21 protein-coding genes and 1 tRNA gene are annotated in these 24,576 nt (G+C 53.7%); 13 read left to right on the top strand and 9 right to left on the bottom strand.

Annotation, left to right across the window (positions count from 1 at the left end):
- Positions 1-6 precede the first annotated feature (6 nt).
- Complete coding sequence (locus SH451x_RS13860) at positions 7-1,800, bottom strand: prenyltransferase/squalene oxidase repeat-containing protein (protein WP_479357565.1); 1,794 nt, start codon at positions 1,798-1,800, stop codon at positions 7-9.
- Positions 1,801-1,998: 198 nt separating this feature from the next.
- On the opposite strand from SH451x_RS13860, the gene SH451x_RS13855 reads away from it, so the two are divergent.
- From SH451x_RS13855 to SH451x_RS13830, 6 genes are all read left to right on the top strand, one after another.
- Positions 1,999-2,072: transfer RNA gene (locus SH451x_RS13855), tRNA-Met, on the top strand.
- Between the two features lie 375 nt (positions 2,073-2,447).
- A complete protein-coding gene (locus SH451x_RS13850; protein WP_479357563.1) occupies positions 2,448-2,801 on the top strand; it encodes a hypothetical protein in 354 nt (117 codons plus the stop codon).
- Positions 2,798-3,022, top strand: coding sequence for a hypothetical protein (locus SH451x_RS13845; protein WP_479357561.1), 225 nt, complete (start codon positions 2,798-2,800; stop codon positions 3,020-3,022). The genes SH451x_RS13850 and SH451x_RS13845 overlap by 4 nt, the downstream gene beginning before the upstream one ends.
- On the top strand, positions 3,019-3,507 hold the full coding sequence (locus SH451x_RS13840; RefSeq protein WP_479357559.1) for a DUF2924 domain-containing protein: 489 nt from the start codon (positions 3,019-3,021) through the stop codon (positions 3,505-3,507). Before SH451x_RS13845 ends, SH451x_RS13840 begins: the two co-directional genes overlap by 4 nt.
- Entirely contained in the window at positions 3,504-5,060 is a 1,557-nt protein-coding gene (locus SH451x_RS13835; protein ID WP_479357558.1) for a recombinase family protein, read from the top strand. The genes SH451x_RS13840 and SH451x_RS13835 overlap by 4 nt, the downstream gene beginning before the upstream one ends.
- Positions 5,060-5,491 carry a hypothetical protein gene (locus SH451x_RS13830; protein ID WP_479357556.1) on the top strand — a complete coding sequence of 144 codons (432 nt, stop codon included), beginning with the start codon at positions 5,060-5,062 and terminating at the stop codon, positions 5,489-5,491. Before SH451x_RS13835 ends, SH451x_RS13830 begins: the two co-directional genes overlap by 1 nt.
- A 341-nt stretch (positions 5,492-5,832) precedes the next feature.
- Here SH451x_RS13830 and SH451x_RS13825 read toward each other — a convergent pair whose 3' ends face one another.
- Genes SH451x_RS13825 through SH451x_RS13805 form a run of 5 tightly spaced genes read right to left on the bottom strand, consistent with a single transcriptional unit; the run spans position 5,833 to position 15,397 of the window.
- Positions 5,833-9,726, bottom strand: a complete 3,894-nt coding sequence (locus tag SH451x_RS13825) for a PAS domain S-box protein (RefSeq protein WP_479357554.1) — start codon at positions 9,724-9,726, stop codon at positions 5,833-5,835.
- Positions 9,723-10,163 carry a response regulator gene (locus tag SH451x_RS13820; protein ID WP_479357552.1) on the bottom strand — a complete coding sequence of 147 codons (441 nt, stop codon included), beginning with the start codon at positions 10,161-10,163 and terminating at the stop codon, positions 9,723-9,725. Before SH451x_RS13820 ends, SH451x_RS13825 begins: the two co-directional genes overlap by 4 nt.
- A complete protein-coding gene (locus SH451x_RS13815) occupies positions 10,160-12,421 on the bottom strand; it encodes an ATP-binding protein (RefSeq protein WP_479357551.1) in 2,262 nt (753 codons plus the stop codon). Before SH451x_RS13815 ends, SH451x_RS13820 begins: the two co-directional genes overlap by 4 nt.
- On the bottom strand, positions 12,411-14,777 hold the full coding sequence (locus tag SH451x_RS13810; protein ID WP_479357549.1) for an ATP-binding protein: 2,367 nt from the start codon (positions 14,775-14,777) through the stop codon (positions 12,411-12,413). The genes SH451x_RS13815 and SH451x_RS13810 overlap by 11 nt, the downstream gene beginning before the upstream one ends.
- Positions 14,774-15,397 carry a biliverdin-producing heme oxygenase gene (locus SH451x_RS13805; protein WP_479357547.1) on the bottom strand — a complete coding sequence of 208 codons (624 nt, stop codon included), beginning with the start codon at positions 15,395-15,397 and terminating at the stop codon, positions 14,774-14,776. Before SH451x_RS13805 ends, SH451x_RS13810 begins: the two co-directional genes overlap by 4 nt.
- Before the next feature lie 425 nt (positions 15,398-15,822).
- Here SH451x_RS13805 and SH451x_RS13800 point away from each other — a divergent pair, with 425 nt between their 5' ends.
- Positions 15,823-16,194, top strand: a complete 372-nt coding sequence (locus SH451x_RS13800) for a Ku family protein (protein WP_479357545.1) — start codon at positions 15,823-15,825, stop codon at positions 16,192-16,194.
- A 138-nt stretch (positions 16,195-16,332) separates the two neighbouring features.
- On the opposite strand, the gene SH451x_RS13795 is transcribed toward SH451x_RS13800, so the two are convergent.
- Positions 16,333-17,739, bottom strand: coding sequence for a transposase (locus tag SH451x_RS13795; RefSeq protein ID WP_479357543.1), 1,407 nt, complete (start codon positions 17,737-17,739; stop codon positions 16,333-16,335).
- Positions 17,740-17,939: 200 nt separating this feature from the next.
- A complete protein-coding gene (locus tag SH451x_RS13790; RefSeq protein ID WP_479357542.1) occupies positions 17,940-18,860 on the bottom strand; it encodes a manganese catalase family protein in 921 nt (306 codons plus the stop codon).
- A gap of 580 nt (positions 18,861-19,440) precedes the next feature.
- On the opposite strand from SH451x_RS13790, the gene SH451x_RS13785 reads away from it, so the two are divergent.
- The gene (locus SH451x_RS13785; protein ID WP_479357540.1) at positions 19,441-20,643 is read left to right on the top strand and encodes a hypothetical protein; all 1,203 of its coding nucleotides are present in this window, start codon (positions 19,441-19,443) and stop codon (positions 20,641-20,643) included.
- Positions 20,618-21,814 carry a hypothetical protein gene (locus SH451x_RS13780; RefSeq protein WP_479357538.1) on the top strand — a complete coding sequence of 399 codons (1,197 nt, stop codon included), beginning with the start codon at positions 20,618-20,620 and terminating at the stop codon, positions 21,812-21,814. The genes SH451x_RS13785 and SH451x_RS13780 overlap by 26 nt, the downstream gene beginning before the upstream one ends.
- Positions 21,815-21,927: 113 nt before the next feature.
- Here the strand turns inward: SH451x_RS13780 and SH451x_RS13775 are convergent, their stop codons facing one another.
- Complete coding sequence (locus tag SH451x_RS13775) at positions 21,928-22,254, bottom strand: hypothetical protein (protein ID WP_479357537.1); 327 nt, start codon at positions 22,252-22,254, stop codon at positions 21,928-21,930.
- A 27-nt stretch (positions 22,255-22,281) separates the two neighbouring features.
- On the opposite strand from SH451x_RS13775, the gene SH451x_RS13770 reads away from it, so the two are divergent.
- From SH451x_RS13770 to SH451x_RS13755, 4 genes are read left to right on the top strand one after another with little or no spacing between them, the layout of a single operon-like run.
- Positions 22,282-22,971 (top strand): sigma-70 family RNA polymerase sigma factor, encoded by a 690-nt coding sequence (locus SH451x_RS13770; protein ID WP_479357535.1) that lies wholly within the window; start codon positions 22,282-22,284, stop codon positions 22,969-22,971.
- Positions 22,968-23,207, top strand: coding sequence for a hypothetical protein (locus tag SH451x_RS13765; RefSeq protein WP_479357533.1), 240 nt, complete (start codon positions 22,968-22,970; stop codon positions 23,205-23,207). Before SH451x_RS13770 ends, SH451x_RS13765 begins: the two co-directional genes overlap by 4 nt.
- Positions 23,208-23,259: 52 nt before the next feature.
- On the top strand, positions 23,260-23,484 hold the full coding sequence (locus tag SH451x_RS13760; protein WP_479357531.1) for a hypothetical protein: 225 nt from the start codon (positions 23,260-23,262) through the stop codon (positions 23,482-23,484).
- A gap of 49 nt (positions 23,485-23,533) precedes the next feature.
- The gene (locus tag SH451x_RS13755; RefSeq protein ID WP_479357530.1) at positions 23,534-24,559 is read left to right on the top strand and encodes a PD-(D/E)XK nuclease family protein; all 1,026 of its coding nucleotides are present in this window, start codon (positions 23,534-23,536) and stop codon (positions 24,557-24,559) included.
- The last annotated feature ends 17 nt before the right edge of the window (positions 24,560-24,576 follow it).

The following is a 24,576-nucleotide window of genomic DNA, read 5'->3' as shown; positions in this document are numbered from 1 at the left end:
GCACGTCTACGGATTGGAGTGGCCGTACAGAGGCAGGTGCCGATAGTAGACTTCGAGGCAGTAGATCGCAAAGCAAGTTGAGTAAAGCCGACCACCGCTGCTGCCATGTGCATCGCCTTGTGGAGGCCAGCTTCCTGACTCGCGTCCAGCCTTTTGCTGTAACGCCGGTAGCTGCTCTTTCATTGCAGCGTTCCAATCGTCCCACTGCGGATTTCCGATATGGTGCATCGTTTGAGTCGCATAGTACCAGTAATAGTAGTCGCGTTGATTGATGTCGGTTGTAATGAGAGCTCTCGATAACTCGCCAGCGCCACGACGGATGCGAGGATCAGTCGCCGTCCAGCCTTGGTACATGCGGCATAACAAACCTTCAGCGGTCATGCTTAAGACTGGACGCGAATAGTCGGTATATGCATACGTAGCGCCGCCGTCATGTTGCACGACATCCAAATAAGAGAAACCTCGCTTAAGTACAGCGTCATCGGTGGAGAGCCCCGCCATACGAGCGCTCATGATTGCCATAATATACCAGCCAGTTACGGAAAGATCCGAGCCATCTCGAGGGCTATAGCGCCAACCCCCTAGCGAAGGGTCTTGCCAACTCTGACAATAGTCGAGAGCCCGTTGGGCAGGAGCACGAATGCTTGTATCACCCGTCATCCCATAGAGTTCACACAGTGCAATCGTCGCTTGCGCTTGAGCGTATGCCGTAAATGTAGGATTGTTGCTTTCGTCGTAAAAAGCACCATCCTCCGATTGCAGTTTAAGCAAGCTCTGTAAGCCATTTGTTACGACTTGTAGGTATTCGCCCGACTTATGTGTATGTCCAGCTCCGGCAAATGCAATCAGCGCCATAGCTGTAGCAGCAGGTTTGCATGCGGAAGTCCCGTTGTCGGAAAATTTCCCTTGCAATGACCAGGTTCCATCTTTGCCTTGATTCCGAACCAACCATTCCAGACCAAGCTTTACGGCGTTCTCTGTTTCGGCCGAACCACCGTATGCGCCCAAAAGAATATTTTTCATGTCTCCGCTGCGACCGGAAAGGCCCATCGTGATCGCCGGCTTAAAATCGCTCATCATGGAGGTCACTTCAAGCTTCGACGAATCCAAAGCGGGTTCGATCATGGCGATCTCAAGCGTTTCGCTAGACAACAGCGATTCAGCGGCGAATGCGTCGTCTTCATTAATTTCTCCTGCGCTCAATTCGAACGTCGGGTCTTGGCTATCGCCGTCAAGTCCATCGCCTGTTTGCAGGAACAGATTGAACACTGACTTGGGTTCCGTTAGCACTGGGATCAAGGCGAGGATAAGCAATATGCCGACGTGCACGCACATGGACACGAGCCACGATGGTAGTCGCCGAGTATCGCTTTCGAGGTAGTCGCGGACTTTGAGGCGAAGCTTTTGCCAAAGGCCGCTGAGCGAAAAGTCCCGAGGAGCTTGGTGTTGCTCTGATTGGTCGGAAAGTCTGTCTGTACCTAAATTGAAAGTTCGCGCAGAAATTTGCGGTGGCGCGATGACCGGTGGAGGGACGGGCGAAGCGGCATGACGCCGAGCTTGAAGTGGGGGAGGAACTTGGACGTTTTGGCTGCGAGCTACGTTTGAGGAAGTGGACTGTTTGGGGGCGTTTTTGGCTAAATCGTTTTTGGTTAAATCATTGGGCTTCGGCTTTGGTTTGGACGGGTGGGAATTTGGTGGCGAAGCAGGGAAACTTGGGGGTACCGCAGCGAGGAAATCGGGCGGTTGAATCGATGACGACGATTGCGACGAATTCGACGATGAATTATTGCTAGGTCGCATGGGAAAGCCTAATCAGGCGTTGGCAAGGCTAAGAAGAGGAGCTCAGAACGCAATGAGTTCCCTTAGTTTAGCATTTTGGAAAGGCACGACGGCAGATTCTTGCACGTTAAGTGCCGAGAAAAGGCGGATTAGGGAAAAGAAGATAACGAAATGTAGGTTTGCACTGGACACTGCGGGAGCGATCTGGCATATTTCTTGTGCGGGATGGAGCAGCCCGGTAGCTCGCGAGGCTCATAACCTCGAGGTCGTCAGTTCAAATCTGGCTCCCGCAACTTCTCTGTTTGGTTAGGAAACTGACCGCAGTAGGTTATTCGAAGAAGCCGACGTTTAGCAAACAAGCAAAACGTCGGCTTTTTTCGTATTTTCCTGCAATCTCCCGGGTCTCGACTACTCTCCAGAGACTCGTTTTCCGGTCGCGATTCTCGCCAAATCGGCCGCTCTCTGGGGGCCAAACAGAGACAAGTACTCTCAGAGTCTCTGGGTTATGAAAACCGCCGGGTTAACGACTCTGGGTTATGAACCGTTTGACTGACTCGGGTTTCTTTTTGGTTCATTGATCTGGCTCACTGGGTGGTCCCAAGTTGCGAAATTTCCCAAGGGGTAATGGGACGTGCGTCGGCTGAATTGCATAGATAGATCTGGGAGGGATGCCACTTTGGTTCCCACCAAGGTCTTTCCATGGAGGCAGAACAATCGACACTTATTCTCTCAACTCTCTTCCCACCGACGACGAACTTGCCAGCCATCCGGCGTCCGTTCGCTTTCGATCCATCGCCGAGATATTGCTTCGCGGCATTCGCCGATGTGTGGCAGCAGACCGCGAATTGGAAGACGAATCAAGCCAAATTTCGGCGCAGGAAAAACCTGTTTTGGGCAATCTCGGAGACTCTTTACCCGAGCCGCTTGATTTCGTTTCCGATAAACCCCTCTCTGTGACCGACGTCTCCAAAACGCTGGGTTTTGGAAAAGATCGAGACATTCAGATCGGAGGTAATTCGTGAGTAGCGTAGCGAGAAACAGAGACATTGCAGCTCTGCTAGCTAGAGGGGTCATACGAGTAAAAAAACAACCATTGGTCGCAAAGGCAATCGAGTCCCATATTCCGGATGCCAACGCGTATCCCGCCGACCAGCAATCTCAAGCCGAGCGCTTGCGAGCGAATGACGAAAGCCATGACCAGATTGAGTCAATGACTCCGATTCAGGACGGAGGTGAACAATGAGTCCAAACGTAACAATTGAGATCGCCGGACTGCAGGACAAGACAGTCAGCCAGTTGGTTCAACGCTACGAACAAGTTTTCGAAGAGGAATGTCGTAGCCGCAACAAGCAATATTTAGTCCGGCGCATCGCGTGGCGGTTGCAAGCGAACGATGAAGGTGGACTTTCTAGAGCAGCGATCCAGAAAGCTGAGGAATTGGCTGTCGACGCCGATACACGCGTGACGGCTCCACGAAAATACAGCTCCGACGGTGTGAAGTTGGTTTTGCCCGAGCCTGACTCCTTCGTTGATTGGGACCCGCGACTGCCACCGCCTGGCAACATCGTCGAGCGGCAATACAAAGGCAACATGATCCGCGCGATCGTCTTGAAGGATGGCTTTGAGTATGAGGGGCGGCGTTACAAGTCGCTCACAGCGATCGCGAAAGAAGTTACCGGCTCGCACTGCAATGGATTCTTATTCTTTCGACTCGGGAGGAGAGCATGAGTAACAAACCCACACCACGCCCCAAAACAATCCGCTGCGCGATCTACACTCGAAAGTCGACTGAAGAGGGACTCGATCAACAGTTCAACTCGCTCGACGCCCAGCGTGAAGCAGCCGAAGCGTACATTCGCAGCCAGAAGTGCGAAGGTTGGGAAATCGTTTACGATCGATACGACGACGGCGGATTCCCTGGCGGCAACATCGAACGGCCGGCGCTAAAACGTCTGATGGAAGACATCCAGGCCGGCAAGATCGACTGTGTGGTCGTCTACAAGGTCGATCGACTGAGCCGCTCGCTACTGGATTTCGCGCGAGTGATGGGGACATTTGATAAGTTCAACGTCTCCTTCGTCTCTGTGACACAGCATTTCAACACGACGCATTCAATGGGTCGTTTGACGCTGAACATCCTGCTTTCATTTGCACAGTTCGAACGCGAGATCATTGGCGAACGCATCCGCGACAAACTGGCCGCCCAATGCCGGCGCGGACAATGGACTGGTGGTTATCCGGTTCTGGGCTACGACGTCGATCGGAGCGAACGAACACCGAAGCTGGTAATAAATCCTGAGGAAGCCACCAAGGTTCGTCGAATTTTCTCACTCTACCTCGAGATGAAGAACTTGCTGCCGGTCGTCGAAGAGCTCGACAAGCGTGGCTGGAAAAACAAGCTTTGGCGTTCGAAGAAAGGGCTTCCGAAAGGCGGCAGAATGTTCGATAAGTGCAGTGTGCATGCCTTGCTGACCAACCCAATCTACTGCGGGAAAATCAAACACAAGACCGACCTTTATCCAGGCCAACATCAAGCGATCGTCGACGAAGATATCTTCCAACGTGTGCAGGCGCAGCTAAAGGAAAACAGTTTCAACCGTGGAAATCGGCTGCCAAGTAAACATGGTGGACTTCTGAAAGGGTTGATTCGATGCCCCGCCTGCAATGTTGCGATGGTCCACAATATGACCAAGCGCAACTCGATCGTCTATCGCTATTACACCTGCGTACGTGCGATCAAACGCGGACGGCAATCGTGTAAACACCCGTCTCTCCCTGCCAGTGAAATCGAAGCGGCCGTGGTTGATCAAGTTCGAGCGATCTCGCGAGACACGCGGCTTCGCGACGAGATCATTCGTCAGGCGATGGAGGCCACTGATCAAGGCAGAAAAGAATTAGAGTCCCAACAGACTCAGCTCACTCGCCAACTCAACCGCGACCATGGTGAAGTTCAGCAACTGGCCCTCGACCAACGACCTAATAATTCGATCGTGTATCGAATTGCCGACGTTCAAGAACGGATCGAAGAAGCTGAGCACCAGCTCGCCAAGGTAAATCGACAACTGGTGGATCTTGAGAATCAAGAGTTATCGACGCAGGAGATCGAAGAGGCTTTCATCGATTTTGATCGTATCTGGGACTCTTTGACCACGCGTGAGAAATCACAACTGTTGGCACTACTAGTCTCGAAGGTCGAGTTCGATCAAAGCGACTACACCATTGCAATTTCATTCCACGCAAGCGGCATCGAGTCGCTTGAACAACAAGCCGAGGAGGTTTAATGGTTACCATCAAACGAAAATTGAACGTCAGCGTCGCCTCGCGGGGTCGCATCGCGATTCGGCCTATCGATCCCAACGCTGAACCGCCTCGCCCAAGACCAACGAGTAAGGTACCTCGCATATCACGGCTGATGGCCCTCGCGATTCGCTTCAACGAGATGATTCGAACCGGCGAGGTGTCAGACATGATCGAGTTAGCTCGGCGCGGACACGTGACGCAGCCACGTATGAGCCAGATCATGGCGCTCAATCAACTCGCGCCCGACATTCAGGAAACGTTACTCAATCTGCCGAGTACCAAGGGCAAGCCCATAATCCACGAAAAGCGACTTCGCCCGATTGCCGCCATGCTCAACTGGGATGACCAGCGATTGGCGTGGCGTGAATTGATCAGGGTTGCGTCGATCGATGATGGAAAATCTCTGAAGTAAACTGCCAAAAGGCGAGTTGGTTAGCGCTGCTATAAGCTGGTAATGAAGAAGGAAATTTACCAATCTCTCTCCTAACGATACGTGCAACACAAATGATGGTTCGACCTGGGTCAAGAAAGGCAACTGCAATCGGGCCCGAATTCAAGTCCTTCGCGCATTAGGAGTTCTTAACCGAAGCGCGAAAAACTATCCGGATTCGACGCACCGGTGTGCCAACGTGTTCAAAAGCGTTGTGAAGTAGCGTTTTGAAGAAATCACATCGGTCTCGACAGATCTGGAGATTCTTAGTTCTACGCTACACGCATCGGTCACCCAAACACAGTTAGTAACTTTCTTCAGTCCTAACTAATGTTTTTTAGCAATTCACGTATCACATTAATGTTTGCCGGTTTGACTAAATGGTGGTCAAAACCTGCGTCCCGCGACCGCTGACGATCTTCCTCGTCACCATGTCCAGTTAGAGCGACCAGGGTGACGCCCTTAAGCTTGGGCTCAAGTCGCATTTGCTTTGCCACTTCAAGACCACTCATCCCCGGCATGCTGTTGTCCATCAAAACAACATTAGGCTGAAAGTCTAACGCCAATGAAATTGCAGTGAGGCCGTCAGCCGCAGTTTGCACATCATGGCCGGATGCCTTTAACAACGTCGAGAGCATATGCCTCGCATCACGCATGTCGTCTACAATGAGCACTCGTAATGGACCGCTTTTTCCCGTCGGCGTATATGATAACTTTGGATCACCGAGCAAGAGATTACAAAGATTACTTAGGTCAACTGGCTTGACTAAGTGGTGATCGAACCCTGCTTCCTCCGACTTCTGCCGGTCGTCGTCTTGCCCCCACCCCGTTACAGCGATAAGGACCATTTTCTTGTCCCACGCTTGTTCCTTCATCTGGCGGCACGCCTCATAACCGTTCAGTTTTGGCAGGCCGATGTCGCAGAGCACCACATCGGGCTGAAACTTCTCTGCCGCTGCCACGCCCTCTTCGCCGTCGTGCGCGGTGTGGACGTTGTTGCCCATCGCCGAGAGGAGCATCGCCAAGCTCTGGGCGGCGTCCCGATTGTCGTCCACCACCAAGATGCGGAGGTTGGAGATCGACTTGGCCTTTTCGCCGTCTTTGCTCGCGGGGTGCGGGTAGGTCCGTTCCACGACGATCGGCAGGCGGACCACGAACTCGCTGCCCCGCCCCGGCCCATCGCTCTTGGCCTCGATGCTTCCGCCGTGCATCTCGACAAGCCGCTTCACCAGACACAAGCCGATTCCCAGCCCTCCCTGAGAACGCGACAACGCCCCCTCGACCTGCGAGAACATCTCGAAGAGACTTGGCAACTTGTCGGCGGGAATTCCGATGCCCGTGTCCGTTACCGATACTACAATGTCACTGCCTTGTAGCTCTGCACGCAGGTCGATTCGCCCGCCCCGCTCCGTGTACTTGGCAGCGTTGTTGAGCAGGTTTAGGATCACCTGCGATAGACGAGTCAGATCGGCGTCCACGATCACGGTGCGCGGCGGTAACGTCACCGTCAGCTCGTGGTCCATCTGTTCGATGAGCGGCTGGCTGGTCTCGACAGCCCCCTGCACGATTTTCGCAAATTCGACTTGCTCCCGCTTGAGTGTGACCTTGCCCTGGTTGATGCGGCTAACGTCCATCAAGTCGTCGACGAGCCGTGTCATCGCCTGCGTCTGCCGGTCGATGACATCCCTCGCCCATTGCAACTCCGGAATGTCCGGGCCTTTCATGCGCAGGAGTTCGACGGCGGTCCTAATCGGGGCAAGCGGGTTGCGGAGTTCATGTGCGAGCGTCGCCAGGAACTCGTCCTTGCGGCGGTCGACCTTGGACAACTCGTCAGCCAGTCGCCGCAACGCTTTGTCGGTGCGAAGACGTTCCGAGATGTCCAGAACCACCGAGATCAGCCCGAGGAACTCGCCAGTTAACGATCGGATCGCAGCAACGTTGCTCTGCGCGTGAAGTGTCGAGCCGTCCTTGCGGCAGTAGGCCTTCTCGATTTGGAAGTCCGGCCCGCCCGCAACTAGGCTGCCAACTGCCGTACGGGTCTCATCCACGAACGAGGGGTGCGTGACATCGATGATGCTCCGACCAAGCAGTTCCGCCTCGTCGTATCCTAACATTTCACACCAGCGCGGGTTGACCAGAGTCATGCAGCCTGCGGCGTCGGTTTGGACAATGCCAGCCGGTGATCGCCGCAAAATGCCGCCCAGTTGGGCTTCGCTCTCACGCAGCTTTGCCTCGGACTTCTTGTTCTCGGTGATGTCGAAGTTGACCCCGAACATCCGCTCGGGCCGGCCGTCAGCATCGAATTGAGTTCTCCCCACAGCCGCCAGCCATCGCAGCACGCCATCGGCACGGAAAATCCGGAATTCATTGTTCCAATCCGGCCGCTCAGGCCTGACCTCATCGAGCGAGCGCCGCACGAGCGCGAGATCTTCCGGGTGCACGTGGCGGAAGAATAACTCCGCCGACGCACTGCTATCGCCCTCTTTTAAACCGAGCAGTTGATACTCCATTGCGTTCCAGACGGACTGGCCGCTGCGCACGTCCCACACCCACATACCCATTTTCCCGCCGTTCAACGCCAGGGCGAGCCGCTCCTCGCTCGCCTGGACAGCCGCCTCGGCCACGCGAGCGTCGGTCACGTCACGCGTAACTCCGAGTACGAATTCCACATCCCCGTCCAAACTGAATTCTGGCACCAACCGGGCTGAATAGTGTTGGGTGCCACTGGGAGTGACGTAGGTGAAGTCGAGGGTTTTTTGGTTACCGGACTCAAGTACATCGCGTATGGCCGCGTCCCAAAGATCACAAAGTTCCGTAGGCATGTCGAGTTCGCGGTTGGTCTTACCAATAAACTCCTCCGGCTTACGTCCGGTCCCCCTCTCGACTGCAGCGTTTACGAACACGTGCCGCAAACTCTTGTCGAAGCGGGTTAGAATGTCGGGGGTGTTGTCGGTGATGGTCCGGAGGTCCTGCTCCTTGGCCAGCAAAGCGGCCTCCAATCGCTTCCGCTCGCTTAGGTCGTAGAAGTAGCAGACGACGCCGTACCGGCCCTCGGGAAGCGCAACACGCTCTATCCGCCAGTCGTATGCCTCCACCTCGCCAACGTCGGCTCGTTGTTTGACGGTACTAGGGGCCAAGTACGGCTCGCCAGTCGTCAGCGTGTGACGGAAGAGGGCGGAGACTTCGCGCGCAAACGGCTCTGGCCAAATTATTCGGAGCACTTCATCAAAATCTCGGCCAAGCAGTGGATGGACATTAGCGAATACCATTTGCGTTCCGCGACTTACTTGTCGGAGCCGAAAGTCGGCATCCACCACATACATGCCGAAAGGATTGTTTTCGATGAGGCGGGCAAATGTCTCGTGGTTCTGGCGGAGTAGGTCTTCGGCGACTTTGCGTTCGGTAATGTCAACGACCGTACCAACGATCCTAAGTAGCTTTCCGTCGGAGTCGTGCACAGGCGCGGCATTATCTTCCACCCAAAGCGTACGACCATCTTTGTGGCGAACACGATATTGGAGCGTGTGAACGCCAGGGTTGTTGCACATTTGCTTAAACGCCGTATGACACTTCGCCAAGTCAACTGGGTCGATCTGTTCGTCCCACCACTCAAGAGTTCGGCGGGTTTCACTTTCAACGTACCCAACCAGGTGATCCAGTCCGTGGAACGAATTGACTTTCATCGATTGGACGTCGAGTTCGTAAACCATTGCGTGTGTCGTAGCGGCAGCAAGTCGGAACCTCGACTCGCTGGCTCTTAGTGCCCTCTCGCGGTCGTTTAGTTCTTGGGTCATTGCCCAACGTTCAGCAGCGTTCTCGATTGCCCTAGTCATGCTCTCCGGAGTCATCCATCCTTTGCCCAAGTAATCTTGCGCGCCGGCTCGGAGAACTTCACGAGTATGTTCATGCCCGTCGGTACCGGTAAGAACGACAACCGGACATGCCAGCAAGCCGTCAAGCCCTCGCAAGGCTTCGAGTACCTCGACCGCGTCCATGTCCGGCAGGTGATAGTCAAGTACTACGCAGTCAGGGAGGCCCTCAGCAGCATCGAGGATTATCCTAATCCCATCTGCTCCAGTTTCGGCTTCAACCAACTTGTACCGCCGCTCAGACCCCTTAAGGAGCAGCCGCCGGACCTCTGACCTATCATCTGGGCTATCGTCGATGATGATCACGCGCCAAACATGTGTTAGAACAGAAGTTGAGACAAGAGTCATTGGTTTGTGCCTCCTGGGTCCGGTAGCGCGACCCGTCCAAGCCAATAAGTAAGTAGGTCGATAACGATTTGAAGATGTTCCGGGTACCTGACAGGTTTTACGTGATAGGCGTTTGCTCCAGCCGCGTAGCAGAAGGTCAAGTCTTTCGGATTTGACGACGTGCTAAACACAACAACGGGATAAATTTTGAGCGCTGGGTCGGTCTTAATCGCGGCGAGCGCTTCCCGGCCGTCGGTACCTGGTGTGTTCAGATCCATTAGCACGACCGCCGGACGGATCGCTGCGGCACCACGGAGCAAATCTAAACATCCGCCGCCAGTGGTGGCCCGGCGTATCTCGGCGACGATACCGGCTTTCTTGATCGCCTGCTGAACGGTATCAAAATCCTCGTCTGAGTCCTCGACGATAACGATGGGTGGAAGCTTATGGATGCTCATGATCGGCCCTCCTGGCCAGAAAGGGTGAAATAAAACGTTGAGCCCTCCCCGTAAACCGACTCAACCCACATATGGCCACCATGCCTCTCAACTATTTTGCGAGCAAGGGCGAGTCCGGCCCCGGTCCCTCCGCCAAACTCATCTCGACTGTGCAACCGACGGAACATTTGGAATACCGTCTCTCGGTGTCCCTCGGCAATGCCGATGCCATTATCGCGGACGAACACACACACAACTTCAGGGGACTCACCCGCATTCGCCCCGATCTCGATTCGCTTGTCAAGTTTGTCATTATATTTCACAGCGTTAGTGAGAAGATTCACCAACACCTCGCGAATCCAGGCCTGATCGCACCGAGCTGTCGGAAGCGGCCCGACAGTTACCACCGCACCGGCTTCGCGGAGGCGTAAGCCAGCGACCTCGACAGCATCAGCCGCTACCTCGCCCAGGTCGGCATCGGCCAAAGTCAGATCCATTCGTCCGACACGCGAGTAATGAAGTAGGGCCTCGATCAGTCCTCCCATCCGGTCTGTCAGGCGGATCAGTCCATCGAGCCTAGCTCGCTCACCCGCATCGAGCTTTGCGCCAGCTTCTTCAATTAATTGGTGAGCATATTTGTGAATTCCTCGGATCGGTTCCTTAAGGTCATGGCTAGCCACATAAACGAACGCATCGAGTTCTTTTCTGTCTGCAGCCAGCTCTGCCCGCAGCCTATCAACTTGTGCCGCCTGAGACCGGACTCGAGTTAGGATGGCACGTCGCAGCCCTGTCGCCGCCGCCAATTCGGCTTGTCGCCACGGAAGGCTTTTTCCCTGTACCGTCTCAACCCATCTCTCGAATGACTTTCGCGGTGATAAATATTCTCCCAAGGGGCCGGTGACGACTGGCTTACGTGGATCGCCGGCCCAGGTTACAGTTTGGGCCTCTTCTTGCCGAAACCAGAGAATGCTCGCATTTAGGGCTGGTCCGAAAGCGACAGCCAGTACGCTGGCGGCTGCGTCAGTAAATCCCGTTGCCGGGGAATACTCTTCGGCCAGTCGGTCGGTTGCAAATACTTCATCGCCATGATTTTTCTCTAGCCATTCGAGTAACCCCTGGATCTCCGCATCGGACGGCGTCTGTCCGTGTTGCACGATTCGACCTGCTCCGCATATTGCAACTCCGTCCGCCGGAAGGAATGTTTCAAGCTCGGCTGCGTGCTCAACCAGCCAGAGGACTGGTTCGTTCGTGCCGTCTAGTCCCGCCAGCAACTCGTCGCGGTCGGCGAGAAGCCGGTCCCGCTCCAATGCCGCCTCCCGGTCCTCTGCTGCGGCAACCTGCAGCGACGCGACCTGCGCGAACACTTCACACGCTGCACGCACTGCGAACGGTACGTAACGCGGCTCGGTGTGGTGGCAACTCACCAGTCCCCAAAGCACGCCGTTACGCAGCAACGGCATAACCATTTGACTAGCAGTGCCCATGTTCTTCAGGTAGGTTGTGCACATGGGAGACGCATGCCGCAGCAAGCAATGGCTCATGTCCAGCGCGCGGCCAGTTTCCGGGTTGAGTTCCGGTATAACAGGTACTGGTTCGTACTCGACATTCGAGACAAGACGAAGCCAGTTTCGAGCCATCAGATCACGCGCAGGTTTTGGCACATCCCCAGCCGGAAAGTGCTTGTCGAGGTAGGATGTGAGGTCCTCCCTTTTTGACTCGGCAATCACGTGACCAGTCCAGTCCGGTGCAAACCGATAAGCCATTACGCGGTCAAACCCAGTTAGGCATCGCACTTCATCGGCGACTGTTTGGCAAAAGGCTCGAACGTCAGTGGCCGATTGCAGACGGGCGACCGCGTCCCGAACTAACGCATAGGGATCGACGGCATCCGGGTTCGAACGACCAGCGGCCTCAAATTCAAGTACTAAAAGTCCTTCAGCTGCATGGACTGTAACGTCAAGCGGCGGTATGTCTCCTCGGGATGGTAGGGTCAGAGCAAACCGAGGCCCTGCGTCGAGCCGCTCCCTTGCCAAAGTCGAACGCAGTCGGCCGGCTCCGTCGGGCCCGATAACGTCTGCCACTGGCCGGCCGAGCAGGGCTTCTATAGGAATACCAAGCCAGTGGTCGGTATTGCCGCTAGCTTGTACCATCACTTCTCCGTCAGCGCGCAGCACAATCAAGGCTCCATGCGGTTGAATGAGGCTCGGCGTGTGGATGGACATGCGGTCGCAATCTGCAGGATCGAATCTCAACTTGATGTTCGGGGAGTTAGTTTCCATGCCGTTCTCCCTCGGAGACTATCTCGTCGACGCGCGGTAAGGTGAAGTAAAAAACAGTGCCGATTCCGGGCGTGGATTCGAGCCAGACTCGGCCGCGGTGTCGTTCTACTAACTTCTTAACAATGGTGAGGCCAGCTCCAGTCCCACCACCATACTCATCTCTACCATGCAGCCGCTTGAACATCTTGAAAACTTGCTCGTGGTGCTTCGGTTGAATTCCAATCCCGTTGTCCCGGATGTAATAGATCGTGTGGCCGATAGTCTCTTGGGGGCGTACTAGCTGAGGTTCGTGGGGTTCAATCCACCCTATTTCTATTCTCTTCACTGGCTTATCACTATACTTCAGAGCGTTGGACAACAGGTTGACGAACACTTCACGAACCCGCACTCGATCGCAATGGGTATGGGGAAGGACCCTGGGAACAACGAATTCGACCTGACCCTCAGTTGTTCGGGAACCGACCATCTCTTGGGCCTCGGCCAGCAGGTCGTTCAGATCTGTTTCCTCCAACTGCAAAGCGGCCCGTCCGACGCGAGAGAAATGCAAGAGCGAGTCGAGCAGGCTATCCATGCGGATTGTTAACCGCATCAACCCCTCAAGTTTGTTGCGTTGCTCTTTGTCCGCGATGGCCGCGTCATTAAGTAGTTGGTGCGCGTATTTGTGAATGCCGCGAAGAGGCTCTTTAAGGTCATGAGAAGCAACGTATGCAAATGCGTCAAGTTCCTCGTTCGAACGCTCCAAGTCGGCATTCAGATCGGCAAGCCGCTCGGCACGACTTATGACTAAGTCCATTATCAGTAGCCGCAACCTAGCAACAGCTTCGACTTCGACAACATGCCAAGGTAGAGCTCGCCCACGAACCGACTCTGCGAATAGTTCGAAACTGGCTCGCGGGGTAAGCCGAGGGCCATGCGGACCAGGCACCGTTGGCTTCTCGTATGGGTTGCCTCCCCAGTTAACCGTCTGGATGGTCTCCGGACGGAACCAAAGCAGAAGGTTACGATGTCCCCGCGACAAAGACACTGCCAGCAGTCCGCTTGCAACGTCGGCGAAGTCGACCGCAGGCGTGTAGTCACGCCCGAGTGCATCGGTTGTGTAAATAGGGAGCGAGGTGGATTCGAATTCGGGCCGAGCTACGAGCCACTCTCCAAGCGATTCAAGCTGGGCGTCTGTCGGTGTTTTCCCGACCCGCCACCAACGATCTCGGTGGTACAGGGCGGCACCGCCGGCGGCCAAACCGTCTATGAGGGCAGGCTTGCCGTCAGTCATTGCGGCGAGTCCACCTTCTTGCGCCGCTTGAGCAACGAGTTGTTGGTGAATGCCGTCCAGCCTGAGACGGTAGTGAACGTGTTCCCGTTCCTCCGCAGCTTGATATTGCAACGACACGACCTGGGCCAAAAACTCGCACGCGGCCCGGACTTGGTATGGGACGGGCTTCGCCCCGGAGTAGTGGTGGCAAGCGATCAATCCCCACAATTCCTCACCCCTACGGATCGGCATGGTCAGTCCGGCTGTCACTGTCATGTTCCGCAGGTACTCGGTGTACATGACGGACGGACCACGCAGAGCGCAGTATGTCATGTTGAGTGGCTTGCCAGTGTCCGGGTTCACGAGCGGAATAAGTTCGGCCAAGCCCCCTTCAACATCGGGCATCGGGCGTACCCAAATTTTCGTAAAGATGTCGCGGGCTGGCTTTGGGATATCCTCCGCAGGATAATGCAGACCGAGCCATGGCGACAGATCATCGCGCTTGTTCTCCGCAACCACTTCGCCGTGATTGTCTGAATGGAATCGGTAAATCATCACCCGGTCGAACTCCGTAAGCGCACGGAATTCGTCGACAACGACGTCGCAGAAGCTTTGCAAACTTGCGGCCGTCTGGAGTCGTGCTACGGTCTTTTTGACGAGGGCGTAATAATCCGGTTCGACAACATCGCTTCGCCGCGTCGCGTCGAACTCAACGACAACCAACCCGTCGACCGTGTGTACGATCAGGTCTAGCGGAGACATGTCGCCGCGAGGGGGAAGAGTAAATACGTAAAGCGGGTTGCGTTCGGTTGGTTCATTAGAAAGAAAAGTTCGAAGTCGCGTCTCACCATCATTACCGACGGTTACGCTAACACTCTTCCCAAGGACACTATGAGGCTCGATCCCCAGCAAAGCTTCTAAGTTCTCGCTTGCTTGCAAAATGATTAGATCGTTCGGTCTTAGAACCAGCAACGCCCCATGGGCCTGGATGCAGCCAGGCGTCTGAATGGGTTCGGAATCACAATTAGTAATGGTCACTCCATGCCGCTTCACGCTATATGGCTGACGGTCCCAGGGTCCTGATGTATCAACTGATGCATCACTCACACGGATTTTCCTTGTACGAACCAATTGCGAAGCGTGCTGAAAGTCTCAAGTGCCGCACTAATGACCTGATCTTGAGTTTCTGGCGTCGAAGCGAAAGCATCCAAGGTGGCTCGAAAAGTTTGCCACATTTCGCCCGTACGCTGACCGTAGCAGTGAAAAAAACGTCCGCCAGTCTCTTGAGTTACATTGAGGACTTGTTGAATGTGACGACTGATATGTTGGCCACCGAGGGTTGCTCCTTCCATGACGTAAAGGCTACCGAACACCGACTCTGCGGAAATAATCTGCGGACTTTGATCACAAAGTGGCAAGGATTCGGGCGAAGCAATGCCGAGTGAGCACAAATCCTGCTCGAGCAGCGAAGTCTTGCGTCGCCCTTCAAGTACGACCCATTCCGCTTCTCCATCTCGTTCCGCAAAAACCGCTTGTTCTAGAGGGCGGTAGTATCCGTAGAAACGCTCCAAGATCTTCTGATAAGTATCCCGTGTGAGTGTATCGCTCATCAAATCTAGCACTCCTTCGACAGCATTGTGTTCCGCTCGCGTCTCGAATTTAAGACGCGCGAGTATGGAAGTTGTCGGTTTGGAGCTTGCACCCCCCGTATAGGATTCTGAAGTCATTTTCGTTAGCATTCGAGTCGAAGAAGCCCGTAGCAACCAGGAATGAGTTGTCAACACCCAAAAAAACAGATGTGACATAATAGCACAATCACTTTGGGAAGTGGACTGCGTTAACGAAATTCTTGCTGCCTCATCGCGCAGTCTGGTACTTTGTCATCCGCCGCTGCACAAACAAGCGAGAAATGGCAGGTCAGTCGATAAATGCGCTCTGTACGCAACAATGGATACGTCGCCAATTTCTCAAGAGCTCCCAGCCGTTTCTGCTCCTACACTCGAGCTTTTACTCAAGCGAGCTGTTCTTCTGGTGATCCACCTGGACCTGAATACTTGATAAAGTAGATATTTGAGCGAGTCCAACATCCTAATCTGGCTGACGACGAAACGTTTGCCAACATTGCGACAGCTGCAACTTCATGAGTCGTTGGATGACGATTATCCCTTTTAAAGGGCCATCCACGATGGCTGCGCGTTCTACTTGTAAAGGCAGTCTAAAGCTCTCGCTCGTCTCGGTTCCAGCAAAAGCGTTCACCGTGGCAGACAGTACCAAGAGCGATATTACGCTACACCATTTACATTTTGAATGTCATCGCCACGTCCAGAACAAAAGGCTTATTCGGACCATGGTGAATTGCCTTACGACGAACTCAGTTTGGGCTACCAAATCGGCGAACGTTCAGTTCGTGCCTGTCGACAAAGACGAACTGTCGGCAATTGGCAACGACCAGTCAGATGGTGCTTATGAATGCAGAAACGTAAATCTGCGTTGGACTGGTCGCCCTGAGCGTTCAGGACTTTGAAGAAAGTCCCGCTTGCTTTGATAGTCTTCAAGCGATCATAGGTAATTAAGAATCCCTTTTCCGAATGGCCCAACATCGCAACTGCAAGTTCAGGGACACGCTGGCCGGAGTAGGTTGCACAGTCCAGTGCTTTGAAGGTCATGACTTTGCCGATTGCTTGGCTTCGTCAAGAAGTCTTTTGGTTGAAACGTGAGGCGTGTTGCGGTAACGCGTGCGTGGGGTCGGCGGTTTCTTGGGTCCTCGTTTATGCTTGCGGAATTTGCGGATGTCTAAATGGTGAGCAATCGCCTTCAGGTCAATTGCTAACTCCGCTGCGTTTTGGCCACTGTAATGCTTCACCCAGAATGTGTCGTCAACCAGCATGGTTCCTTCCCAGCCACTGGCCAAGCTATGGGCCACATAATACGAAGACAGATTCTCGGGCGATGCTGCCTCCCCATGGGCTGATCGAAGGGACGCCTGAACCACGGCCAGCGCGTTGTAAGCGACCAGCGAGATGCAAAACGCAAACAATGTCGCTGGCGGATGCCCTAACGCCTTCTGTTCGCTCGCAAAATGCTTGACGAGTTCCAAGTTCACGTTCTCGACTTTCCAACGGTCACGGTAGCTTGCGGCGATGATGGCCGCACTGACTATCGACGGAAGGTTGCTCAAAATCTGAATCTGGCGATCTCCGTCTCGAGTCGGATTGGTGAGCTCAATCGTGATCAGACGACAGGTCAGTTGCCCACCGCTAGAATCCGTGATGACGGCTTGTTGCTCATAGATGTGGCCCGTTTCACAACATCCACGATCGATGACGGGCCCTTGCCGATCAAGAGTCAATTGCGAATGGTGCCGGATCACAAAGAAGGCATGATGCAATGCGAGTTCAAACAGCACGGTGCAGGTGCAAAAATTGCGATCAGCAATCCACACCAGTCCCGGCGTGACGGGATCAAGCAGTTCCGTGACGATGGCACGTTCCTGAGTGTGTCCATCTTCACACGGGACACAATCGACCACCAATCGACGAATGGGATCAAAAACGACGAGTGTCTGTCCTGGTAACGGCCCCGCTGCCACGTCGCGTAACACTTTCAAACGATGGTGGCTCGCCGGATGGTGATTGCCGTCGAGAATTCGGACTTCGTACCCAGGAATGGGCGAAGTTTCGAAGACCTGCAACTCGTTGATGATGTCGCTGATTTTTTGTGCGGTTTCCATCACGAGCCCTCGTGAAACCTGGGGTTCGACTAGGTTGAGCTTGTTGTAAAGGGACTTCGCTGACACGCCGAGTGATTCACTCAAATGCGTGAAGGCCGAGAAAACAGATGGTTTTAGCCGGCAAACGACCAGCAACATGACTTCGACGACGCTGGAGAAAAGCAACACACGTTGCGACTGCGAGACCGCGTGTTCCACAAAGATACGATTGACGGCCTCGGGTGAGAGAACGTTCTCGAGCGTGGCCCGTACCATGACAGGAATCGGTGAAACGTGACTCAAGCGATTGAGCAAGGCTTGCATGATGAGGCTCTGGGCAACTGCAATCTGACAAGCCATTCACTAGCGTCCGGCGTACCGGCGATCCCTGGTAACCGCAAAATGATTGACAAGCACTCGACCAAAGGCAATCCCGGCGTACTATTTCCCAACAACTTCAACGACCTTCAAAGCACTGGTTGCACAGTCTTCATGCGGTTCTTTCAGTTGCCTATTCGATATCGGGATAAAAATCGTAGGCGGTGCAGAAAACGCCGAACTTATTTCTTCTTCGCAACCTTTTTCTTCGCCTCAACTAATGCGTCAGCTAATTTGGCTAACTCAGGGTCGAGTCCAGGCGCAAACTCCTCTGGTCGCTCCGGGGCGTTGGGGATCGGATACTTCTCTGCGGGCTCTGCTAACGTGGTTAGTTCTGTGCCATCGTTTGCCGGGGCTGATCCGCTAAATATCTTATCCATTTGAGACTCGTCTAGCCGGAAGTGATACTGCTCTCGGTTGATCCCGGCCTTGATAAGCTTTTCAACCTCTGGATATTGCGATGCATCGAATTTTGGTATCGGCAAAAGCTTATTCCAGTCTACTCCTAAGGTCTCCAGAGCTTTAGCAAATGCCATTTCATGCGCTTCGTCTCTGGCAATCAGAAATGCAACGGTCGCCCTAAGGGTTTTATTCTCGGACATTTGATAGATTCGGCACTTCTGAAGCCGACCGGTCGATTCCAATACCAGATTATCTAAAAGGTCCAGAACGAGGTTTCCGTTGCAATGGACATAGCTACCAGACCAGGGATTACCCGCCGCATCAACTGGCATCGAGCCCTGTGCGCCCACGATAAAATGATGTGGATTCTGTTGCTCTTTGGCCATTTCCATTGTTGCTTTGCCACCCTTGCCGGGAGTATCAAATCGCTTGCCGTGGTATTCTGGGGCTCCATCTAGGAGCTTTGATATTGTTTTCGAGATTAGTTCCACATGGCTAATTTCTTCAATGGCAATGCCTTGAATTAAATCCATATAGGGCTTTCCATCGCCTCGAAAATTGAAGCTCTGAAAGAGATACTGCATCATCGTTCGCATTTCACCGAACTGCCCGCCTAGTCCTTCTTGCAGGGCATTTGCAGCAGACGGATCTGGTTCATCGTCGACAATAGGATTTATCAAAGTTTGATAATGATAGAACATTCGGACCGACTCCTGAATACTGTTAGCAAGTTAGTGCTTAAAACTGGAGTTCGCACATCGACAGCAATAATCGTGCCTTTTAGGTTCGATTTCTTGGAATGGGATGAGGCGCAAGCAAATTGCTCGCTGTAGCGAACCAAAGAGAATATCTTTAAAAACCCCGGTTGCGAACGCATCCCCAACTTTAAATCGTCACTCCTATTTGACGCGAAAATCTGCATTCCCGTCCGACGTCTTTTTAGCGGAATTTCGTTCAGCCAGCGTGACTCAATCTACCGGCCACCTAATGCAGGCCGACTGGGGAGACCAGCGGGGAGGCCTGTCAGTGGATTTGCCACGACGGCCAGCTTCGAATCAATCAACTGAAAAAGTCCGTCCACGAGGTTTAGGAATATGTTTGTCCCGAGTTTTACGTAGCAAATTGCGGACAGCTGAAATATTTTTTCCCAAGATGACCAAAGGTGTCACGCCGGTAGAATTCAATACTCCCACTACATTAGTCAAAGCTAGCAATTCGGAGACGCTGGTCTTAAACGATTCTCAAGGATGCGTTTCAACATGAGTGGAAGTGTGATCGCCTATGCCTATTTACAGCCCCAAATTACTCGGTGAACCAGAGGTCATCCGAGAAATCAACCCAACTTTTCTCTTTGCATTTTTGCAGCCATTCGAAGGCTATCTTCGAACGCGCGGACTTGTGATCAAACAGGAGGGTCGAATCGACAACGCTGCCATCGAGAAGTTGGTAGATATCTTGACCAACCCAACGATGAAAACACCACAAGCACTGCTGAATGCAGTTTTCTATGTGGAAGAGATGGCGACGCCTTCGGCCGCAGACTTGCTGTTGAACGCAGCGCTGCAAGCCGGAATGCCTTTCGACGAAGAGGGTAAGCATTCGCTCGCTGACATCGTCATGCAGGTGTGGCTGTTTGATTCGAAGCTGGTCGAAGCCCAACATGCCTGGCACACGTGGAAAATGCCCAGGCGAATGGAATGTTTCCAACCCGCGAATCTCAGCGGCATCGCACCAATCGCAATTACGGAAGATCGATTGGCCCAAGCAATCAAGGATGCCGGCGACTGGTTTGCCAAGCATAATCGTGGACGGAAGCTATTCATGACTCCTCGTGTTGTGGATAACGAAATTCAAATCAGTATTCGGCGCGGCGATCCGTTCAGCCGCAAATCGACGATTGATGACGATGGCATTGACACGATCACGTTTCGCGAGGCTCGCAAGGACTCGATGGTCTACTGCCTGAACGACGAAGTGTTGATGCTCAACTCAAGCCTCAAGAGCGCCTATCCAATCTACTGTCGGATCTTCAGCAAGTTGCTCTATGACGATCCCAATCATTTTGGGCTCGTCACACGTTATACATTGGCACCGCTGTCGGAGCTCGGCGAGGACGCTTTGTCTCCAGGTGAGATTGATGCAATCGAAGAGATCGTTCTGCTGAATTATCGAGTCCGGCTGGGCGGGCCGTTCAATAGTTACATCATCCATGGAGCGGATGATTACTTCGCAGACCTCAAGTGGCGTGGTGGGTCATTTCAGGCAGAAGGTTCATTGGATCGGGCAACCTTTCGAATCAAGTATCGTCACGTGAAAGCACCTCGGACGCTGACACTGTTTGCAGGCAGTTCATCGTCATATACACGCGATGAGAATGCGCATTACGCAGAGCAATGGATGGTTCTGCGTGATTTCGTCATGAAGACTGGTGCAAGAGCGGCAAAAGGAGTGAACAAGGATGACCAAGCTGTGGCGAGCTATTGAGGAATCGCCATTGCTCATGGATGTCAAGGAGGTTTGGCGTGAGCGGTTCGAGAAGGATTTCGAGCCGCTAAGCCGCTTTCTCGAGGCGACCAATGTTGTCGCGACGAGATTGCCAGGTCGCACTCCATGGTGCTCATTGAAGGTCGTTGAAAACGACGACGGCTTCGTGGCGTTCTGTGAAAGTACCGGTGAATCGAAAGAGGTTCCCCGCGCCGATGTGATTTGCCATCAGCTCAACAGCAGGCAACTCGCAGCAGAGTTGAACGCTGCGCTTAGCCTGGGGCGAAAGCCGGAATGGCTCGACAGAAATCGTCGAGTCTGGTTCCTCGGCAACTTATCGCTGGAGCTTCAGTCGAGGCCGGTCTACATGTCGCTGCACATTGCGAGCGACTTGATCACTGAAGCACTACACGCCGCAGCTGCCCACGCGGGATCCACGTTTCTATTGTTGGATCTCAACAGCAAACGACGCGACCAAAAGTTTGACGCGAGTGCCAAGATCGTCGATTGCAAACCCGTGGAGATCGAGCAACTCATCAGCGTGACCGCAGACGGTCGCCTGCTGGCCAAGTCGAAATCTCGAGAACTCATCGCATCGATTCTTGGCATGACACTCGAAAGTCGCTTGTCTGGCTACGTGTTCCAACGCAAAGGCAAACATCGGATGCTCGCGTTCAACAGCGAGATCGAGATTACATCTGAAACGAATGGCAACTGGTACATCGAGCAACTGCTCGCAAAGCCCAACGTTGCGTTTCGTTGCACGCACCTTGAATCGTTGCTGGCCGGTTTTGCTGAGGAGACGTCCACTGGGTCAATCGGCGAAGTGGTCGACATGGAGACTCTCAAAGGCTACCGCGATCGCATGTTGGAGATCGACGAAGAACTTGAGGAAGCAGTCAGCTACAACGATCCAGCTCGTCAGGAGAAGCTTGGCAGTGAACGTGAAGCCATTCTAAATCAGATCAGATCTGCCCAAGGGCTCGGTGGACGCGTTCGGCAAAAGTTCGATGCCGAGCGTTCGCGGAAGACGGTTTGTAAAGCGATCTCGCGATCGATCGAAGCGATTGAAAAGGTGCATCCGGAAATGGGACTGCATCTTCACAAGTCCATCAATCTCGGCCTTGAGGTCAGCTACAGCCCTGACGTCGTCATCGACTGGTTGTTTTGAAGTCGAGATGAAAACGCGTATTGATCGCTAGAACTAACGGCCTGCTTTCGCGTTTCTGGCAGTTTTCCCACTTGGGAAAACTTGGCTTAGTACGCAAACAGCTTGAGCTGACTTCATCTTCCAAAAAGCTCCTCACGCACGGCGTCCCATGCTTCGCCCTTGTCCGGATCAGCAAAGAACGCTTGCTCACGCCGCAAGAATTCCGTCTTGAGCTGCTCAATCGAACCGTGTCCACCCGCCCGGGTGACACTCGGATTTGCAGAAAACTCAGGCAAATTCAGGTTATCCAAGTTGCGACACGTTCTGTCGCGATGCGTCACGACTTGTCGCGGCTCGTCCTCGGTTGAGAGGACGTGAATCGCCCGACTGACCGTTACCTGCGTTTTCCGCGAGCCGGTCTCCGGCGCATTTCTGGTAACGGTCTGAGCGGCTGTGGTCATGCCATTCCTCCAGCCGGAGGAAGAAAATTGACTGCATCTGATTACCAAAGCCAGATGGTTCCCTTCGCAATGGAGCTGGCAAGTCGCATTTCGCTGCGGCTCGAACATCACAACTCGCTGACGTCATTTGAGACCGAGGACATCGAACAAGAACTGATCACCTACGTTCTTGAACGAGCGTCGCAATTCGACCCGATCAAGGGAAGTGTCGAAGCGTTTGTCACGCGACTCATGCGAACGGCTGCCGCAGGTCTTATTCGCGGATCGAATCGACAGCGAAGCAATCCGCCAGCCGGCTCTGGAATCGAATCACTTTCGAAGATGGTTGAAAGCCCTGATCGCAAATCCGAGGAGCTCAATCGCGGGCTCACCTCCTCGGACGGCAATCGACGCCGGCAGACTGAGCATCGAGATCCGCTTCGTGACGTCGAACTGGCTGATGCCGTCGAGCATCAGATCAACACTCTGCCTCGCCGCTACCGTCGCATTGCGAGGCTTCTGCGAACGCACAACCAAAACGAGATCGCAAACAAACTCGGTTTATCGAAGCGAAAAGTTTCGCAGGTTTTAGCAGGGATTCGTGAACATTTTGCGAGTGTCGACTGGAGTGAATCCGGATTTTCTTGGGACGTCGTTTCTCCAAATTGCATAGCTAGTTCTGGAGAGGACAACGATTTTCAAACCACCCAAGAATCTGAAATGGAGAAATCAGCATGAGCGCACCCGCCATGAATATCGAACAGCGCGTCACTGTCTCGCTCGCTTTGCAGCGATACCTGCGAGCGGTCGAACGCTTCGAAGCCGCTTCCAACGAATTCAACGAATCCTGCCAAACGATCCGGCAGGCACTTCCTCGTGAAAGCCGCTTCGTCGCCAACATCATGCATCAGCACTATCTGGTGACAAGCGACAACGAAGGCAACTTCGAGGTCGAGTCTGTCGACACGGTTTGATTTGCAACCCTTCATCCCCCTCTTCACCACCTCGCTGAAAGATCCGCAGGCGATGTCAACACGACTTTTACCTCATGAACCCGGAGATCGGAAGTGCCTGAAGTGCAACGAAACGTTTCGTTCTAAGAGTGCAGCCAATCGCATTTGCAAGAAGTGCTCGCAAGTCAACGCTTCACTGAAATTGAGTGAAGCACAAATCGCTCGCGAACGCGGCGCGAAACGCCTCAATGGCATTCCGATCGAGGAGCAAGACACCTACGAGATGAAATTCTTCTAGGCATCGATTTTCAGAGCAAAGCACCCCAAGACTGTAACCCCAAGCACCCATGTCCCAAGTAATTGCACAAACCGAAGCGAACGATAAGACGCTGCTGACCTACTCGGCCCTGAATACATTTCGCAATTGTCCGCGAAAGTACAAGAACCGCTATCTCGATAACCTGCGCCCGCGTGAGCGTGCAGAGGCGTTGTCGTTCGGCAGCGTGATCCATACAGCGATCGAACTATGGTATCGATCGTCAAATACAGAGTCGCGGCTTCGCGATGTACTCGCCTACATTGACGATGCCTTTGAGAATCGCGTCGTCGATTCAAATCTAATGGTCCAGTGGCATTTGGCAACGGCGATGATCCGTGGTTACGCCGAACGCTACGCAACTGAAGATTTCGAAGTCGTCGAAGTTGAAAAGGAGTTCGTCGGCGAGATCCGCAATCCAGATACTGGTCGGCAGAGTCAAACATTCCGAATCGCGGGCAAGGTCGATGGCATCGTTCGCTGCCACGATGGTTTGTATCTGATAGAGCATAAGACGGCATCAACCGTTGATGCGAATTATCTAGACAAGCTGTGGACCGACACGCAAATCGCCTTGTACTGCTACTACCTACGGGAACTTGGCTATCCGATCGTTGGCGTGATCTACAACGTGCTGCTCAAGAGCCGCCTTAAGCAAGGCAAAGGCGAAACGCAGGAAGAGTATGAAGTTCGCCACGCGGAACTCGCGGCCAAAAACAAAAGCGGTAAGTCGACTGCGAAACGACAGATGCCAGAGACGGATGATGAGTTCCAAGCTCGGCTGACTGAATGGTATTCACGTCCCGAAGCATTCCATCGCGAATTCATTTATCTCTCCGAGGATCGTCTGGCCATGTTGCAAGACGAGGTGTGGGAAATCACGCAGCAGTACCTCGATGCCCGTCGCCGTGGCAAATGGCTGCTGAATACATCGAACTGTTTCTCGTACCAACGCCCATGCGAGTACTTGGCATATTGCCAGTCGGGATTCAATCCAAACGTCGCTGACAACCTGTACGAGATCGCTCTCCCTAACGAAGAGCTATCTCCGTGTTGATTCTGAAGCACCCCCGT

This window comes from Njordella aestuarii (genome assembly GCF_056494165.1).
The sequence above is the reverse complement of the archived record's forward strand: the minus strand, read 5'-3'. Positions and strand labels throughout refer to the sequence as shown.